Origin of the sequence: Actinomadura nitritigenes (assembly GCF_017573545.1) — a bacterium.
Classification (GTDB): Bacteria; Actinomycetota; Actinomycetes; order Streptosporangiales; family Streptosporangiaceae; genus Spirillospora; species Spirillospora nitritigenes.
The window spans coordinates 285450-302381 of sequence record NZ_JAGEOK010000005.1 but is presented as its reverse complement, the minus strand read 5'-3'; the positions used below and the strand labels follow the sequence as shown (position 1 = coordinate 302381).

15 protein-coding genes are annotated in these 16932 nt (G+C 72.7%); 10 read left to right on the top strand and 5 right to left on the bottom strand.

Features of this window, described 5'->3' with window-relative positions:
* Window positions 1-69 precede the first annotated feature (69 nt).
* A complete protein-coding gene (locus J4557_RS09545) occupies window positions 70-1107 on the top strand; it encodes a hypothetical protein (protein ID WP_208266079.1) in 1038 nt (345 codons plus the stop codon).
* Between the two features lie 130 nt (window positions 1108-1237).
* The gene (locus J4557_RS09540; protein WP_208266078.1) at window positions 1238-1531 is read left to right on the top strand and encodes a YciI family protein; all 294 of its coding nucleotides are present in this window, start codon (window positions 1238-1240) and stop codon (window positions 1529-1531) included.
* 18 nt (window positions 1532-1549) lie between these two features.
* On the opposite strand, the gene J4557_RS09535 is transcribed toward J4557_RS09540, so the two are convergent.
* Window positions 1550-2005, bottom strand: coding sequence for a cupin domain-containing protein (locus tag J4557_RS09535; RefSeq protein ID WP_208266077.1), 456 nt, complete (start codon window positions 2003-2005; stop codon window positions 1550-1552).
* Window positions 2006-2058: 53 nt separating this feature from the next.
* Here J4557_RS09535 and J4557_RS09530 point away from each other — a divergent pair, with 53 nt between their 5' ends.
* A complete protein-coding gene (locus J4557_RS09530) occupies window positions 2059-3090 on the top strand; it encodes a GlxA family transcriptional regulator (RefSeq protein WP_208266076.1) in 1032 nt (343 codons plus the stop codon).
* On the opposite strand, the gene J4557_RS09525 is transcribed toward J4557_RS09530, so the two are convergent.
* Window positions 3069-3758 carry a TetR/AcrR family transcriptional regulator gene (locus J4557_RS09525; RefSeq protein WP_208266075.1) on the bottom strand — a complete coding sequence of 230 codons (690 nt, stop codon included), beginning with the start codon at window positions 3756-3758 and terminating at the stop codon, window positions 3069-3071. The two genes, J4557_RS09530 and J4557_RS09525, sit on opposite strands and share 22 nt — an antisense overlap.
* Before the next feature lie 111 nt (window positions 3759-3869).
* Between J4557_RS09525 and J4557_RS09520 the strand changes: the two genes are divergently transcribed.
* Window positions 3870-4544 (top strand): PaaI family thioesterase, encoded by a 675-nt coding sequence (locus J4557_RS09520; protein ID WP_208266074.1) that lies wholly within the window; start codon window positions 3870-3872, stop codon window positions 4542-4544.
* A 77-nt stretch (window positions 4545-4621) separates the two neighbouring features.
* A complete protein-coding gene (locus J4557_RS09515) occupies window positions 4622-5491 on the top strand; it encodes an SDR family NAD(P)-dependent oxidoreductase (RefSeq protein WP_208266073.1) in 870 nt (289 codons plus the stop codon).
* A 63-nt stretch (window positions 5492-5554) separates the two neighbouring features.
* Here the strand turns inward: J4557_RS09515 and J4557_RS09510 are convergent, their stop codons facing one another.
* Together J4557_RS09510 and J4557_RS09505 are read right to left on the bottom strand one after the other, a co-directional pair.
* A complete protein-coding gene (locus J4557_RS09510) occupies window positions 5555-7078 on the bottom strand; it encodes an MFS transporter (protein WP_208266072.1) in 1524 nt (507 codons plus the stop codon).
* A gap of 22 nt (window positions 7079-7100) precedes the next feature.
* Complete coding sequence (locus J4557_RS09505; protein WP_208266071.1) at window positions 7101-8030, bottom strand: LysR family transcriptional regulator; 930 nt, start codon at window positions 8028-8030, stop codon at window positions 7101-7103.
* 386 nt (window positions 8031-8416) lie between these two features.
* Here J4557_RS09505 and J4557_RS09500 point away from each other — a divergent pair, with 386 nt between their 5' ends.
* Window positions 8417-8716, top strand: a complete 300-nt coding sequence (locus J4557_RS09500) for a hypothetical protein (RefSeq protein ID WP_208266070.1) — start codon at window positions 8417-8419, stop codon at window positions 8714-8716.
* A gap of 29 nt (window positions 8717-8745) precedes the next feature.
* Here the strand turns inward: J4557_RS09500 and J4557_RS09495 are convergent, their stop codons facing one another.
* Window positions 8746-9228, bottom strand: coding sequence for a hypothetical protein (locus J4557_RS09495; RefSeq protein WP_208266069.1), 483 nt, complete (start codon window positions 9226-9228; stop codon window positions 8746-8748).
* A 150-nt stretch (window positions 9229-9378) separates the two neighbouring features.
* Here J4557_RS09495 and J4557_RS09490 point away from each other — a divergent pair, with 150 nt between their 5' ends.
* The 4 genes from J4557_RS09490 (at window position 9379) to J4557_RS09475 (ending at window position 16928) form a co-directional block, all read left to right on the top strand.
* Complete coding sequence (locus J4557_RS09490; protein ID WP_208266068.1) at window positions 9379-11292, top strand: N-6 DNA methylase; 1914 nt, start codon at window positions 9379-9381, stop codon at window positions 11290-11292.
* A gap of 101 nt (window positions 11293-11393) precedes the next feature.
* Window positions 11394-12908, top strand: coding sequence for a serine/threonine-protein kinase (locus J4557_RS09485; RefSeq protein ID WP_307799585.1), 1515 nt, complete (start codon window positions 11394-11396; stop codon window positions 12906-12908).
* Between the two features lie 150 nt (window positions 12909-13058).
* A complete protein-coding gene (locus J4557_RS09480; protein WP_208266066.1) occupies window positions 13059-13847 on the top strand; it encodes a DeoR/GlpR family DNA-binding transcription regulator in 789 nt (262 codons plus the stop codon).
* Between the two features lie 366 nt (window positions 13848-14213).
* Entirely contained in the window at window positions 14214-16928 is a 2715-nt protein-coding gene (locus tag J4557_RS09475; protein WP_208266065.1) for a family 78 glycoside hydrolase catalytic domain, read from the top strand.
* The last annotated feature ends 4 nt before the right edge of the window (window positions 16929-16932 follow it).

Genomic DNA, 16932 nt, shown 5'->3' with positions numbered 1-16932 from the left:
GAGCGGCCGGGGCCGGGATCATCCCAGTAGACACTGGTGTTTTTTTGGCGGCCGTTGGATAGTGCTCACATGAAACGTGTCATCGCGGTCATCTCCACCGTCGCCGCCCTCGCGTCTCTTCCCGCACCCGCCCTCGCGGCCGCCCCCGAACTGCGCACGGTCTCCCTGCCCTTCCTGTGGCCGACGGCCCGGCTCTACGACGTCACCGCCGACGGCGCGGGCGGTGTCTGGGTCGGCGGCGTACAGGGCAAGTACTGCCTCCGCTGGGGCGACCTGTGCCCCGTGTACAACGACGGGAACCCGGTCGTGCGGCGTCGGGTGGGCTCCGCATGGAAGGAGTATCCGATCAACGGCTGGGCGGGCCAGGGCGAGATCGCGCGGATCGCCTCGGGTGCGGGCGAGACCTGGATCGCCGGCGGACCGAGCGCCAGCGGGAGTTCGAGCACCTACATGGCGCGCTTCGACGGCTCGGCGTTCCAGCAGGTGGCGGCTCCGGCCAAGTACGTCACCACGCTCGTCACCGGCGCGGCCGGCACCTTCGCCAGCGCCTGGGACTTGGATTCCGGGAACGGGCTGTTCAAGCGCACCGGTGATACCTGGACCGCGGTCAACGTGCCCGGAGTCGACTACGTCGCCGACCTTCAGGCGCTCACCGCGTCCGACGCATGGGCGGTCGGCTACAAGGACGGCCTGCAGCAGGTGCCCGCCGTCGCGCACTTCGACGGCGCCGCCTGGAAGAGCGTCCCGCTGCCCGCTGTCACCGAGAACGATTGGTTCCGCAAGGTCGTCCCGGTCGCCGCGAACGACGTCTGGGGCATCACGGCCAAGCGTTTGGCGCACTGGAACGGCACCGCGTGGACCTACATCGCCGCCGCGGCAGGGTTCCCCGACCTCGGCGACTTGACCGTGGACTCGTCCGGGACCCCTTGGGTCGTGGCGGAAGCGTCCGCGCCACCCGAGGAGCCCCCGTACCGCTACAGCGGCGGCAAGTGGGAGGCGGTGACGATCCCTGCCGGGACCGACGTGCACGACCTCGCCGCCGTGGCCGGCGGCATCTGGGGAGTGGGCACGCAAGGAGACGGCCCAGCGGCCTTCAACGGGTCATGATGTCCGGCTGACGGTGAAATCAGCATGGCCGGCATCGAAGACCAACGCGCAGACGGCCTGCCGGGGCTCGTGCTCTCTGATCAAGGAAATTCGATCGCTGTGAGGCCGGAAGGTCCAGTACGGTCCGAGGATGTTCGTGGTGACCGTGACGTACACAGCTCCGATCGATGAGGTGGATCGGTGGAGGCCGGCCCACGGCGAGTGGCTGAATGATCTGCTCGCCAAGCAGTTGCTCCTTGTCGCCGGCCGTCGGCCGGAGTGGGTCGGGGGTGTCTACCTCATCCCGGAGATGCCTTCAGATGAGATCCATCGGTTGCTGGCCACCGACCCGTATCTCCTCAACGGTGTGGCGGAACACCAGGTGGTGGAGTTCACGCCGCTGCTGGTGGCGGCCGGCCTGGAGGAGATCAAGTCTTCCGCCTGACCGGCGGCGACCTGCTTCTCATCGGGACGGGGGCGAAGGAGCGGCGGAGCCGTCGCCGTCGCCGTCGCCGTCGCCACGCAAGGAGTCGAGCGCGTGGCCCGTCGTCGCGTCGACGTGGTCGGGGACGGCGTCATGGCGGTCGCCAACCGTGGACGTCCCGGACGGCTCGAACATCAGGATCGCGGCCCCGGCGGGAGCGGACGGCTTGTGCTCGGTGCCGCGCGGAACGGTGAAGACCGCGCCCCGGGGCAGCCGGACCGTGCGCTCCCCATCCGGGCCGCGCATGGCGATGTGCAGTTCCCCGTCCAGCACCAGGAAGAACTCGTCGGTGTCGTCATGGACGTGCCAGACGTGCTCGCCCTCGACCTTGGCGACGCGCACGTCGTAGTCGTTGACGCGCGTGACGATGCGGGGGCTCCACAGCGCGTCGAAGGAGGCGATGGCCTGGGCGAGGTCGATGGGTCCGTTGCTCATGCATCGCATCCTGGCCGTCCGGGCGCACCCGACGTGAGTGCTAGGAATAGCACATGGCGCAAGGATCCTCGCAAGCACGCGATGCGGTGACCCCGCACCGGGTCGTCGTGATCGTGGACGAGAACTCCAACCCCTTCGAGCTGGGCTGCGCGACCGAGGTCTTCGGCCTGCGCAGGCCCGAGCTCGGCCGCGACCTCTACGACTTCCGGCTGTGCTCGCCCGAGCCCCGCACGTCGATGCGGGACGGGTTCTTCACCCTCACCGGCGTGGCCGGCCTGGACGCGGCCGAGTCGGCGGACACCTTGATCGTGCCCAACCGCCCGGACGTCCGGGTGCCGCGCCGCCCCGCGGTGCTCGACGCGATCCGGCGAGCCCACGCGCGCGGCGCCCGCCTGGTCGGTTTCTGCAGCGGCGCGTTCACCCTGGCCGAGGCCGGGGTCCTCGACGGGCGCCGCGCCACCGCGCACTGGCAGTGGGCGGAGGACTTCCGTGCCCGCTTCCCGTCCGTCCGGCTGGAGACCGACGTGCTGTTCGTGGACGACGGGGACGTCCTCACCGCCGCGGGGAGCGCTGCCGCGCTCGACCTCGGCCTGTACATCGTCCGCCGCGACCACGGCGCGGAGGTCGCCAACGCGGTGAGCCGGCGGTTGGTGTTCGCCGCGCACCGCGACGGCGGGCAGCGGCAGTTCGTGGAGCGGCCCGTGCCCGATGTGCCCGACGAGTCCCTCGCGCCCGTCCTCGCCTGGGCCCAGGAGCGGCTGGACGCCCCGCTCACCGTGTCCGATCTCGCGGCGCGTGCCGCGGTCAGCCCGGCGACGCTGCATCGCCGCTTCCGGGCGCAACTGGGCACCACGCCGCTCGGATGGCTGACGGGGGAGCGGCTCGGCCTGGCGTGCCGCATGATCGAGCGGGGCGAGTCGCGCTTCGAGAGGGTCGCGCGGCACAGCGGGCTGGGCACCGCCGCCAACCTGCGCGCGCTGATGCGCCGCAAGATCGGGCTGACCCCGCTCGAGTACCGGCGCCGCTTCGGCCCAGGCACGGGCACCGACGCCGGCGCCCGCGCTCAGCCGCGGCTTTCGAGGTAGCCGGCGATCGATTCGGCCAGGACGGCGCGCGCCTCGTCGATGTCGGTCCAGGTGCTGAGGTTCTGCTCCAGGTAGAGGCCGTGGACCGCGGCCGGCAGGAGGTGGCGTACGCGCTCCAGCCGGTAGGCGTCGACGACGAGCCCGCGGAAGGCCCGCGCGTAGGCGCGCCGCCAATGACGGTCCCAGAGGTCGAGCTGGGCGGTCGTGCGCGGGTACGTGTCGGCCAGCTCGGCGGTGTTGCGGGGCAGCAGGCCGCGCAGGGTCGCCACCGCTCGGCCGGGGGTGGAGTCGAGACCCGACCACAGGGCGTCGACGATCCGGCTCATCCGCTCGGCGACGGACCCGTCGTCCATCTCCTTCCACGGCAGCATCTCGCCGCGGCTCGCCAGCTCCTCGAGGACCGCGGCCCAGAGCCCGTCGACGTCGCCGAACTGGTGCTGGACCGTGCCCCAGGTCACGCCGGCGCGCTTCGCGACGAGGTTGGCGCTGACCTCGCCGCCGTGCACGCCGTCGGCGAGCACGGCGATCGCCGTTCCGACCACACGGGCGCGGGTCTCCAGACCGCGCCGGTTGAGCCGGGCGCCCCTGGCGTTGACGGGCGTGCCGGGGACGCCGGGGCCCGCCGGGTCGCCCGCCTCCGCCGCCCGGTCGGTCGAGGGCTCGGTCACGAGGCGATTGTAGGCCGGGCGGCGTGACGGCGAGGTCGCACCGGCGAAAGAGGCATAGACGGATCTATGTGATTCTTGTTGATGCTCGTGCCTCCGGTATACGGTCGGCGCATGACAGGCCGCCGTTCCTTCCCCGAAGAATCCGCGGTGGGCGTCGGCGGCTTCGTCCGCGAAGACACGCCGACCGCCGAGGTGGACCGCCGGGAAGCGGTGATGGCGTCGCTCACCGGCACCGTCCGCGAGCTGATCGACGCCACGATCCGGACGACCGTCGACGATGACGAGGTGCACCGGATCCGCGACGGCCTCGCCGCGCTCGTCGCGCGGCTGCGCACCGCCCAGCTGCCCGGCCCCGCCGGCATCCGGTACAACGCCGAGCTTCGGTCCTGGAACTGGGGCAATGCCGTGATGGGCGCGGCGAACGCGATCGCCCCGCCGCTCCGCGTGCAGCACGACTCGTCGGTATGCCACGCGGATGTGGTCCTCGGCGCGGCGTACGAGGGGCCGCCTGGACTGGTGCACGGGGGGGTCTCCGCGATGCTTCTGGACCACATCATGGGGGAGGCGGCGTCCGCGATGCGCCGGACGGCCTTCACCGGGACGCTCACCATGCGCTACCGGCGCGGGACTCCGCTCGGCCCTCTCCACCTCGAGGCGAGCATCGTCCGCGAGGAGGGGCGCAAGATCTTCGTGGCCGGGTCGATCTCGGACGCCGGCGGGGCGACCGTCGAGGCCGACGGGGTGTTCATCCAGCCGGTGGGGACGCCGGCGGGTGGCGGGCGTTGACTCGTCGAGCCGGACGAATACATAGAGGCGACTATGTCTCTGGCCGCCGGAGCCGTTCTTCCTGAGGAGGGGGCGCGATGAGACCGCTCGCGGAGGGGAGCGTCGCCGTCGTCACCGGGTCGTCCCGCGGCATCGGCCTGGAGGTGGCGCGCGCGCTGGCGGACGCGGGAGCGTCCGTCGTGATCAACGGACGCGATCCGGCGGCCGTCGACGGTGCCGTCGCCGCGCTGGGCTCATCGGCACGAGCCGTCGGCGTGGCCGGCTCCGCGGCAGACCCCGGCGTGGTCGAGTCGCTGCTCCGTGCGGCGCGGGAGCTCGGCACTCCTGACATCCTCGTCAACTGCGCGGGCGCCGCCGAGCCCCCGGCGTCCTCGATCCTGGACATCTCCGTGGAGGCCTGGCGCGAGCTCATCGAGGTCCACCTCCACGCGACCTTCCTCACCTGCCGGGCCTTCGCTCCGCTCATGGTCGAGGCGGGACGCGGCTGGATCGTGAACACCAGCTCGCACGCGTTCACCGGGGCCTTCGGGGGAACCGGCTACCCGGCGGGCAAGGGAGGCGTGAACAGCCTGACCTACGCGCTGGCGGCCGAGCTCCGGGAACACGGCATCCGGGTGAACGCGGTCTGCCCTGGAGCCGAGACGCGCCTGTCGAGCGGCGCGGACTATGAGGCCCACATCGAACGGCTGCACCGGCGAGGCATCCTGAACGACCTGATGCACGCCGGAGCGCTGGCGCCGCCTCCCGCCGAGTACGTCGCCCGGCTCTACCTCTTCCTCGCGAGCACCGAGTCGCCCGACGTCACGGGTCGCGTGTTCGCCGGCGCAGGCGGTTACATCGGAGAGTTCCCACCGCCGGTCGAGCGGTACCTCACCTGGCGGGATCATGAGACCTCCCCGCCGTGGACCCCGGACGAGATCGCCGCGACGGTCAACGGGGATCAGTGAAGGCGGCCCTGTACTCAGGATCGACGACCAGCCCGCCGTACCGGCTCACTCTCCGGGCGGCGCTCAGGCCGGAATGGGTGCGGGAGTGGGAGCCACCTGGCGGTCGGTTGATTCGCGCAGCCACAGTGCCGTGGTGAGAGCGGCCACCAGCGCAGCGCAGCCGCAGATGACCAGTCCCAGCGAGTATCCGTGCGAGAGCGCGCGGAGGGCGGCGGGGGCGGCTCCGGGGACGGTCAGGACCGCGAACGGGCCGCCGGCGGCCGCGGCGTGGTCGGCGGCGGCCGCCGTGGCGGGGTTGAGGCCCGCCAGGCGGTGGGGAAGGTCGGAGCCGGCGGCGCTGAGCGCCACGGCGCTGACGATCGTGGGCCCGATGCACATGCCGAAGTCCCGGGCGGTGCTGATCGCGGCGCTGGCCATGCCGGTGGCCGAGATCGGGACCGCCGAGATCGCGGCCGAGGTCATGGCCGAGACCACGAACAGGAAGCCGATGCCTTCCAGCAGGAGCGGTCCGACGTGCGCGCCGAGGGAGGAGCTCGTGACCGGGATGTCGGCCAGCCAGAACTCGCCCGCGGCCAGCAGGACGAGGCCGCCGGTGACCAGCCGGCGGGCCCCGAAGCGGCGCATGGCCTTGGGCAGCCCGGGGCCGAGGACGCAGGGCACGCCCTGCAGGACGATGAAGAACGCGGCGGCGGCGATGCCGGTCTTGTGCTGCAGGGCGCCGGTCCGGATGCTCAGCACGTAGACGCTGCCGAGGAAGGAGAACATGCCGATGACGGCGGCGAGCGCGGCGGCGCTGAAGGCGGGGACGCGGAACACGGCCAGGTGCAGCATCGGCGCCGGCACCCGGCTCTCGATCACGACGAAGGCCACCAGGCCGGCGGCTCCGACGGCGAGCATGACGATCACCGGGGTGGACCAGGTGCTCCCCGCGCCCTGCACGATCCCGTAGAGCAGGCAGAACATCCCGACCGCGATGCTGCCCTGCCCCGCCCAGTCCAGCGACCGGCCTTCGGGCTGGCGGGACTCGGCGGCCAGCAGCGCGGTCGCGAGCATGCTGAGCACGGCCAGCGGAGCGATCGCGTAGAACGACGCGTGCCAGGACGCGTTCTCGCTGAGCGCGCCGCTGACGATCACGCCGAGCACGGTGCCGATGGACATCGACAGGGTCCACAGGGCGACGCCGCGGGAGCGCTCTTCGTCGTCGCGGGCACTGGCGACGGCGATGGCCAGCGACGTCGGGATGAGCGCGCCCGCGCCGATCCCGGCGATCGCCTGCCCGGCCCACAGCAGGTGCACGCTGTGCGCCGAGCCGGCCACCAGGGAGCCGGCGGCCAGCAGCGCCGTGCCGGCCAGCAGGACCCGGCGGCGTCCGAGCAGGTCGCCGAGGACGCCGAAGCTGAGCTCCAGGATCGCCGTCGGCAGCAGGAACGCCGACGTCACCCAGGCCAGGCCGACTCCCGTCGCGTGCAGGGACGTCTGGATCTCGCCGTTGATGGGGGCGGGAGTCACGTTGGCGATCTGCGCCAGCATGATCGCGAAGCAGGCGGCGGCGAGCGTGCCGCCGGCCGACCGGGATGGGTTCGACATGGCCGCCATCATGTGGCCGCCGTCACGCGTTGTGAAATCGATCCTTCGTATGCTCGGCATCCATGGCCTGGATGCGGGCGCCCACCCGGGCCGCGGTCTCGCGCAACCAGATGTGCCCGGCGTCGCGGGCGTGGAGAGGATGCCACCACAGCGCCTCGCGCAGCGGCACGGCCGCGAACGGGCAGGGCAGGACCTTGACGGGAGCGGTCGCCTGGCGGGCCAGCCTCTCCTGCATGAGCGCCACCCGGTCGGTGCCCGCGACGAAGTTCGGCAGCATCTGGAAGGACTGCACCGAGACCTCGACCCGCGGGCTCACCCCGATCATGCTGAGCTGGCGGGTCACCGGGGCGTCGTAGGGCCGCTGGTAGACCGCCCACGGCAGGCGGGCCAGATCGTCGAGGGTGAGCAGGTCGGGCCCGCCGGCGTCCACCACGCACACCCACCGGTCCTCGAACAGGTCCAGCGAGGGAATCCCGTCGATGATCCCGTGCGGGAGCAGCAGCCCGTCCACACGGCCCAGCGACGTCGCCGGGTTCTCCACGACGGCGGGACTGCTCTGCTGCAGGCTGAGCCGGACACCGGGCGCCTCATCGTGGAGGACGCGGGCGAGTTCCGCGCCGAACACGCTGTTGCCGTAATCGGACCCGAGCAGCGTGAACTCCCGCGTCTCGGCGGCGGGGTCGAACTGCGTCTGGCTGGCGAACACCCGCTCCAGCAGATCGCAGGCCGCGGCCGTGCGCTCCAGCAGCGCGGCGCCCAGCGGCGTCAACTCGTAGCCGCCGCCGACACGGGCCAGCAGGTCGTCGTCGAAGTGCCGCCGCAGTCGGGCCAGTGAGGCGCTCATGGCCGGCTGGCTGAGGCCGACGCGCCGGCCCGCCCGCGTCACGTTGCGCTCCTCCAGCAGCGCCCGCAACGCCACCACGAGGTTCATGTCCAGCCGGGCCAGATTCATGACATCCATCTTATGGATTTCACATATACGAAGAATCGATTTCCTTGATCATAATCACGGCGGCAGAGTAGCCGGACACCCGGAAGAGACCGGTACGGCGGCCGCGGCCGCGCCACGCCACGGAGAACGACGACATCGAGGTCACCGCGATCCTCGTCGCGCACGGTCCGGTGTTCCGTCGCCCGCTCGTCCCCCGCTTCGCCGCCGGCGCCGACATCCTCGTCCGTGGCGCCCGGCAGGTCGCGATCAGCCACATCCCGCCGGCTGGCGCGAACGTGCTCTCGGAAGCCGCCTGGAAGAAGGCCGCCGACCGGAGCGCCCCGGGCCTCAAGGGCCACGCCTGCGTAGGGTGTGGTCATACCCTTGAGGCGAGAGGTACCGGCCCCATGAGGCTCGAACTCACCAACCACGAAGCCCTGCACGGTTGGGGCGTCGTCAACAACAGTGCCGATTGGCATGCTCAGCGCAACCGCAAGCCTCCCGTGGCCGAGCAGGCCGTCGGGGACATCCTCTTCAGGGCCTACAACTGCCGGACCGACTCCACGACCACGGTCGAACTCAGCGACGAGGAGCGCGCGAGCCTCGCCGAGCTGGTCAGCGAGCACATCGCAGCGTGGGTGAAGCGCGGGCGGCCGAACGCCGCGGCACCTCACCTGCGCTCGCTGGTCGTGAAGCTGGGCGGCTGACATGCCCCCGCCGGCGGACCTCCCGGCCGTCAGCAGGTCTTGACCACCTTGCCGCCGACCGCCCGCTGGATGCGCTTGTTCACGCCGGTGTTGAGCGAGGTGACCATCCAGCGCCGTCCCGGGTCGGCGACGATGGTCGCGGCCACGCCCATCTGGCAGATGGTCTTCTTGACCTCGAGGAAGGCGCTCGGCGTCTCGTAGAACTCGATGCTGATGTTGGCGGTGCCGCCGCAGATCACCTTTCCGCTGCCCAGCGACTCGGTCCGAGTGGCCTTGGTGCAGCCGAGGTGCGCACCGCGGATCTTCTTGGCGATGTCCATCGGGTCGTGGTAGGCCGCCGCGGCGGCGGTGCTCTTGGGGGAGCCGGCGGGCTCGGCGCCCGCGGCCGTCGAGGTGGCGCCGCTGCTCTTGGGGCCGTTGTCGTCCTTGCCGCCGCCGCACCCGGTCAGTAGGACGGCGCCGGCCAGGGTGGCGATCGCAGCGAGCGGGACGGCGGGGCGCAGGGACGGCATGGCGGAACCTCCGGAGGGGCGTCGTCGTGGAACGCCGACACGATCACGTGTTCGGCGCGTCGCCAAGTACAGCACGTGTTAACTCGACTAACAAGTGGTTCGATTGTGGCGACACGCATCCGGGCGGGCGATAGGGTGTCGGAGTCGCAGATGAGGAGGGTGGACGTGCGCGAGGACGCCACCGTGACCACGTCGGACATCGCCCGGCTCGTCCGGGTGAGCCGGGCGGCGGTCAGCAACTGGCGGCGCCGCCATCCCGACTTTCCGCAGCCCATCGGCGGCACCCCGACCAGCCCCGTGTTCTCGCTGGCCGAGGTCGAGGCGTGGTTGCGCGACCAGGGCAAGCTCGTCGAGACCCCTCCGGAGGAGCGGGCGTGGCAGCTGCTGCGCGCGGCCGGCGACGAACGCGAGCTCGGCGCCGTCCTGCGGCAGGTGGGGGCCTGCCAGCGCGCCGGCATCCCGCTCGGCGGGCTGAGCGACCGGTCGGCCGCGAAACGGCTGGGCGTCGACCAGCGGTCGGTGCCGCTGCTGAGGGCCGTGGACGAACTGTCCGGCGCGTGGGGCCCTGCCCGCGCGTTCGAGTTCCTGGTCGAGCGCTACCTGGAAGTCCGACTGCCCCGGATGGCGCTGACGTCGCCGCAGCTCGCCGCGCTCATCGCCGGGCTGGTCGACCCGGACGCGCGGTCGGTGCTGGACCCGGCGTGCGGGACCGGCGAACTGCTGTCGGCGCTGCCGGCGCCGTCCGGCGGTGCGGAGCGGCGGCTCGTCGGGCAGGAGCGGGACGAGGTGCTCGCCTCGCTGGCCGGGACGCGGCTCGCCCTGCGCGGCACCCCGGCCGACATCCGCACCGGGGACTCGCTGCGGCAGGACGCGTTCGCCGGCCTCACCGTGGACGCGGTGGTGTGCGACCCGCCGTTCAACGAGCGGTACTGGGGCCACGAGGAGCTCACCGCCGACCCGCGGTGGGAGTACGGGCTGCCGCCCCGCATGGAGCCGGAACTGGCCTGGGCGCAGCACGCCCTCGCGCATCTCGTCCCCGGCGGGCTCGCGGTCCTGCTGATGCCGCCCGCGGTGGCGGGGCGGCGTTCGGGGCGGCGCATGCGCACGCAGCTGCTGCGACGCGGCGCGCTGCGCGCCGTGGTCGCGCTTCCCGACGGCCCCCATCTGTGGCTGCTGCGCAGGCCGTCGGGCGACCGGCCGTCCGGGCTGTTGGTGGTGGACGGCGTGGACGGCGCGGACGGCGCGGAGATCGTCCGGACCTGGCGGGACTTCCACGCCGGCCGCGACGTGGACCGGCCCGGGACGAGCCGGATCGTGCCGATCATCGACCTGCTGGACGAGGACGTCGACCTGACCCCGGCGCGGCACCTGGCCGCCGGCACGGGGGAGCGGACCGCCGAGCGGTTCGTCCAGACGCGCGACCGGCTGACCGCGCTGCTCGGGCAGATGTCCGGGCTGGTGCCGGACCTCGGACCCGCGACGCGGGATCGGGAACCGGCGGTCACCTCCGTCGCGGAACTGGCCCGGGTCGGCGCGTTGACCGTGCACCGGGCACCGGCGCGCAGGGACGCGGCCGAGACGGGCGCGGGGCGGCCGATGCTCACCGCCGAGGACGTGATCCACGACCGCGAGCCGACCGGACGGGTCCTCGACCGCGCGGAGGAGGACTGGCTCCTCACGCGCACCGGCGACATCGTTGTGGCGGTGGCCTCCCGCCGGTTCGCGGCGCGGGTGGTGGAGCGCGAGGGTCTGCTGCTCGGCCCGCAGCTGTCGCTCGTCAGGGTCGACCCGGAGGAGCTCGACCCGTACTTCCTGGCGGGCGTCCTGCGCAGTACCGCCAACGTGCGGTCGTCGGCCCTGTCGTCGACGGGCAGCCGGGTGGACGTCCACCGTGCGCGTGTGCCGCGGCTTCCTCTGGAGCAGCAGCGCCGGTACGGAGAGGCGTTCCGGCGGATGGACCGCGTCGCTTCCGCCGCGCGTGACGGCATCGCCCTCACCGAGCAGATGGGCCGGCTCCTCGCGGACGGTGTCGCGGCGGGCGAGCTGGACGTCGCCGACGACTGAGGCCGGGCGGTCCGCGGCGGTCGTGGACGCGCTCGTCCAGAACGCTCCGCGCGGGCCGCGGCATGCGCCAGAATGATCCTTTCCGTACGGAGGGGGCCCGCGTGACGCAGCTGCTCGGGGGACGCTACGAGCTGGTCGCGCCGCTCGGCCGGGGCGGCATGGGCCAGGTATGGGAAGCGGTCGACCGGCAGTTGGAGCGGCGGATCGCGGTGAAGCTGCTCACCAACGAGGCCCTCGCCCGCTGGCCGGACCCCGGAAGGCTGGTGCGCCGCTTCGTGCAGGAGGCGGCGCTCACCGCGGGCCTGCAGCATCCCGGAGTCCCGGCGGTGCACGACGCGGGCTCCTCTGACGACGGCCTCTTCCTGGTCATGGAGCTGGTGGACGGCTGCACGGTCGCGGACCTGGTCGCCGAGCAGGGACCGCTGCCCGTCCCGTGGGCGGCCGCGATCGCCGCACAGGTCTGCTCGGTGTTGGCCGTCGCGCACGGCCGCTCGCTCGTGCACCGCGACATCAAGCCGCAGAACCTGATGGTGACCCGGGACGCGACGGTCAAGGTCCTTGACTTCGGAGTGGCGACCGTCCTGGACGCCGCCGGGGTCGTCCGCATCACCCGCACCGGTGAGATCGTCGGCACGCCCGCGTACATGGCGCCCGAACAACTGCGCAACGAGCGCGCCACCCCGCGCACCGACCTCTACGCGCTGGGCTGCGTCGTCTACGAGATGCTCGCCGGGAGTCCGGTGTTCACGGCGACGTCGCCGCACGCGCTCGGCTACAAGCACCTCGAGGAGGAACCGGCGCCGCTGTGTCGCGCCGACGTCCCGCCCGACCTGGAGGAACTCGTCCGCCGGCTGCTCGCCAAGGATCCGCGGCAACGCCCGGCGGACGCCCGCGAAACCTACGAGCGGCTCCTGGGGTTCGTGCAACGCGCGCATCCGCTCGGTGAGATCGCCCCGGCGGCGGCCGGACCGACGGGGATGCACCTGCACGCCCGTGTCCTGACCCGGCTCGCCGGTGCCGACCAGGGGCCGGCCCAGGCGGGTCCCGTACCAACGTCCGGCCCGCCCCCTCTGCCCACGGGCTTCATGCCTCTTGGCACCTCGTCCCGGATGCCACCTCAGGGCCCCACGTCCATGACGTCCCCACCGGGCTACAGCGTGCCGGGCCAGAGCGTGCCGGGCCAGAGCGTGCCGGGCCAGAGCGTGCCGGGCCAGAGCGTGCCGGGTTACGCGCCGGCCGAAGACGCGGCGATGACCCGGCACGGGCTTGGCTGGAAGATCCTGCACAGCCTATGGATGGCGCCGGCCCTGGCGCTGGGCTTCCTGACCTGGGGCGCGTTCCTCTACATCGGCGTCCGGCACCGGCACCGCGCCTGGCTGATCGCGGCCGCGGCGTACGGGGTCCTGACCGTCGCGGTCGTCGCGCTCATCCTGACGACCACCGACGGGCAGGGAGTGACATCGGCGCCCGCCGCGCTGTGCTGGCTGGCGCTGTTCCTCTGCGGCATCATGCACGCGGCCGGCGTGAACCCGGGGCGCCTGCGCCTGCGCGCGCGCCTGGAGGCACGAGGTGCGCGGACCGCAGCGGGCTCGCCGTATGCCACTGGACATGTCTAGGAGACCGCTGCTGGAGCGCCGACCGGACGGCGAGCGCGTGCAGGCGCCTCGGGATTTCTTGTTAAGAGAGCATCTGAGAGTGTTATCTTCGGTCCCGTCCTGTCGCTTCCGGCAGCCCGTCGTGCGATGCGGACCACGGGAGGATCGACCATGAGCGAGGACGGCGGCGCGCCGCGCGGTCCGGAGCGGCGCCGGCAGGACATCGCCGGCGTCGTGCTGTCGGTCGGCTCGGTCACCGCGGCGGAACTCGCCGATCGTTTCGCCGTCAGCCTCATGACGATCCACCGCGACCTGGACGAACTCGCCCGCCGGGGCATCGTCCGCAAGCACCGCGGCGGGGTCACCGCCCAGCCGTCAGGGGTGTTCGAGAGCAGCGTGGCCTACCGCCTGAAGTCGATGCGGGCCGAGAAGGACGCCATCGCCAGGCGGGCCGCCGAGCTCGTCGAGCCCGGGATGGCGGTGATGCTGGACGACTCCACCACGGCGCTGGCGCTGGCCCGCCGCCTGCCGGGCATCGTTCCGCTGACGGTCGTCACGAACTTCCTGCAGGCGGTCAACCTGCTCGCCCGTGAGCAGGAGATCCGGCTGATGGCGCTCGGCGGCGACTACGATCCGCTGCACGACTCGTTCCTCGGCGTGTCCTGCGTCGACGCGATCGAGGCGCTGAACGTGGACCTGTGCTTCGTGTCCACCTCCGCGGTCGGCGGAGGGTTCGCCTACCACCAGGAGCAGCGCATCGTGCCGGTGAAGCGGGCCATGCTCCGGGCCGCGGCGCGCAGCGTGCTCCTCATCGACCATTCCAAGCTCAACCGGGTGGCGCTGCATCGGGTGGCGCCGCTGTCGGCGTTCGACCGCGTCATCGTCGACGACGGCGCCGGCGCCGAGGCGTTGCGGGATCTCGAGGAGCAGAAGGTGGCCTACGAGCTGGCGGCGACCTGAGCTGCGCGCCGCTCGCCGCCCCGGCCGAGCTCCCGCCCGCACCGCGGCCCGGCGCTTGTTAACGTTTCGAAGTGTTCTTATCTCACGTTCGGTGAGCCCGGCTGGGGCAGGGAGGCACCGGGTCCGACGCCGAGCGCCTTCTCATGTGTCTTGACCACGAGTGGTGTGGTCAGTCCGGTGATAGAGGGTCGACTCGGGGGTGCGGGGGCCGCCCGCGGCGGCTCCGCGGCGGTGCTCGCCAGATCCCCTCAGAAGTGATCCAGCAGACATCTTGACACCCCGATCGGCGGCCTCTTACGCTCAATCTCACATTTTTTGGCGTTATCTTCACAGTTTTGTTGTTGGGATTGCGATCGGAGTGGGCCAGTGGCCGAGTCCCAGAGTGTGGCGCCGTACGGCCTCCGCTGCGATCACCGGGTCCGGCCGCTGGGCATCGACGAGCCCGCGCCGCTGCTGTCGTGGCGGCTGGCGTCCGGCAGGCGCGGCGACGCGCCCGCGGCGTACCGGGTGCGCGTGCGGGCGGAGGACGGCGAGCGTGTCTGGGACACCGGAGAGGTGGCCGACCCCGGTGCCGTCGGTGCACGCTACCAGGGACGACGGTTGCGGCCCCGCACCCGCTACCGCTGGACGGTCACGGTCACCGGCGCGGACGGCGCGTCCGCCGAACGGGAGTCCTGGTTCGAGACGGGGATGATGAGCCCGGCGGAGTGGACGGCCTCCTGGATCGCCCACGACCCGTCCGACCTCGACGTGGTCGACGCTCCCGAGGAGGGCGCGCTCGCCCTCACCGACCACGGGCTCCAGCCGGCCGTCCGGCTGCGCCGGGCGTTCGAGGTCACCGCCGCCCCGGTCCGCGCCCGGCTGTACGTCACCGCCCGCGGGCTGTACGAGGCGCGCGTCAACGGCGTGCGCGCCGGAGACGCCGAGCTCGCCCCCGGCTGGACGGACTACCGCGACCGCATCGATTACCAGGTCTACGACGTGACCGACCTGGTGCGGGCGGGCGGGAACGTCCTCGCCGTCACGATCGCGGACGGCTGGTGGAGCGGGTTCGTCGGTTTCGATCCGCGCCGCTCGGGCGCCCACTACGGAACGTTCCCGCAACTGCTGGCCGAGCTGCACCTCGTCCACGCCGACGGGACCAGTGACATCGTCGCGACCGGCGGCGACTGGCGGAGCGCCCGCTCTCCCATCCGGTACGCCGACCTGCTGATGGGGGAGTGCCATGACCTCCGCCGCGAGACGCCGGGGTGGGATCTCCCCGGCGGCCCCGGTGAGGAGGAAGACGCGGACGTTCCGGCGAGCGGCCGGTGGCGGCCGGTGCGGGTGACCGGTTCGGACCGGAGCCGCCTCACCGCGTCGGTCGCTCAGCCGGTCCGCGCCGTCCGGGAGCTCGCGGCCCGGTCGGTGACCCGCGTCGGCGCGGAGCGTTTCCTGGTCGACTTCGGGCAGAACTTCGCCGGCCGGGTCCGGTTGACGGTACGTGGCCTGGCCCGGGGCGACCGGGTCGTCATCCGGCACGGCGAGACGCTGGACGACGACGGTGCGCTCTACACGGCGAACCTGCGCACCGCCGCGGCCACGGACGTGCTGATCGCGGCCGGGCCCGCCGAGACCGTCTTCGAGCCCCGCTTCACCTACCACGGGTTCCGGTACGCCGAGGTGACCGGGCCGAGCACGCTCGACGCCGGCGGCATCACCGGCGTGGTGCTGCACAGCGACACCCCCTGGGCGGGCGGGTTCACGTGCTCCGACCCGGACGTCAACCGCCTGTACGAGGCCATCGGCTGGGGGCAGCGCTCCAACTTCGTCAGCGTCCCGACCGACTGCCCGCAACGGGACGAGCGGCTCGGCTGGCTGGCCGACGCCCAGGTCTTCCTGCCCACCGCGTGCCTCAACGCCGACGTCGCCGCGTTCTTCGACGGCTGGCTGCGGGAGGTGCGGGGCGCGCAGTCGCCGGACGGCGCGTTCAGCAACGTGGCGCCGAGGCTCGCCGGGGTCGCCGACGACGGCGCGCCCGGCTGGGGCGACGCGGGGGTCCTCGTGCCCTGGCACCTCTACCGGGTGTACGCGGATGAGCGCTTCCTCGAACGCAACCTCGACGCCATGTGCGCCTGGGTCGACCACGTTCACCGGAACAACCCCGACCTGGTGTGGAGCCGCCGGGTCGGCCCCCACTTCGCCGACTGGCTCGCGCCCGCGCCCACGCCCCGGGACGTGCTCGCCACCGCCTACTTCGCGCACAGCGCCGAGCTGACGTCGCGGGCCGGCGAGGTCGTCGGCGAGCCGGAGGTCGCCGCGCGGTACGGCGCGCTGGCCGGGCACATCCGCAAGACCTTCACCGAGCGGTTCGTGACCCCGGACGGCGGGATCGAGGGCGACACCCAGACCGCCTACCTGCTGGCCCTGGCGTTCGACCTGCTCCCGCCGGACCTCGTGCCCGGTGCGGTGCGACGCCTGGTCGAGCTCGTCCGGGAGGCGGGCCCGGGCCTCACCACCGGGTTCCTCGGGGTGAGCCTGATCGCCCCCGTCCTCGACGCGCACGGCCACAGCGACCTCGCGCACGCGCTGCTGCGCCGTACCGAGCCGCCGTCATGGCTGCACCCGCTGCGGCACGGCGCGACCACCATCTGGGAGCGGTGGGACGGCTATACCGGCGAGCGGGGTTTCCAGGCCGCGGCGATGAACTCCTTCAACCACTACGCGCTCGGCTCGATCGGCGAATGGCTCTACCGCGGCGTCGCCGGCCTCGACCAGGCGCCCGGATCGGTCGGCTACCGGGAAGTGCTGGTCCGGCCGAGGCCCGGCGACCTCGCCTCCGCCGAAGCGAGCCACGAGTCGGTGCGCGGGACCGTCGCCACCCGCTGGACCCGCCGGGACGGCATGTTCCACCTTCAGGTGACGGTGCCGCCCGGCGCGACCGCCACCGTCCACATCCCCGCGGACGACCCCGGGGGGGTCACGGAGAGCGGGGTACCGGTGGCCGAGGCCGCCGGGGTCCGGATCGTCGGCACGGAGCCGGGGGAGCTCCGCTGCCGGACCGCTTCGGGGGAGTACCGCTTCACCGCGGAACTTCATTGACCAC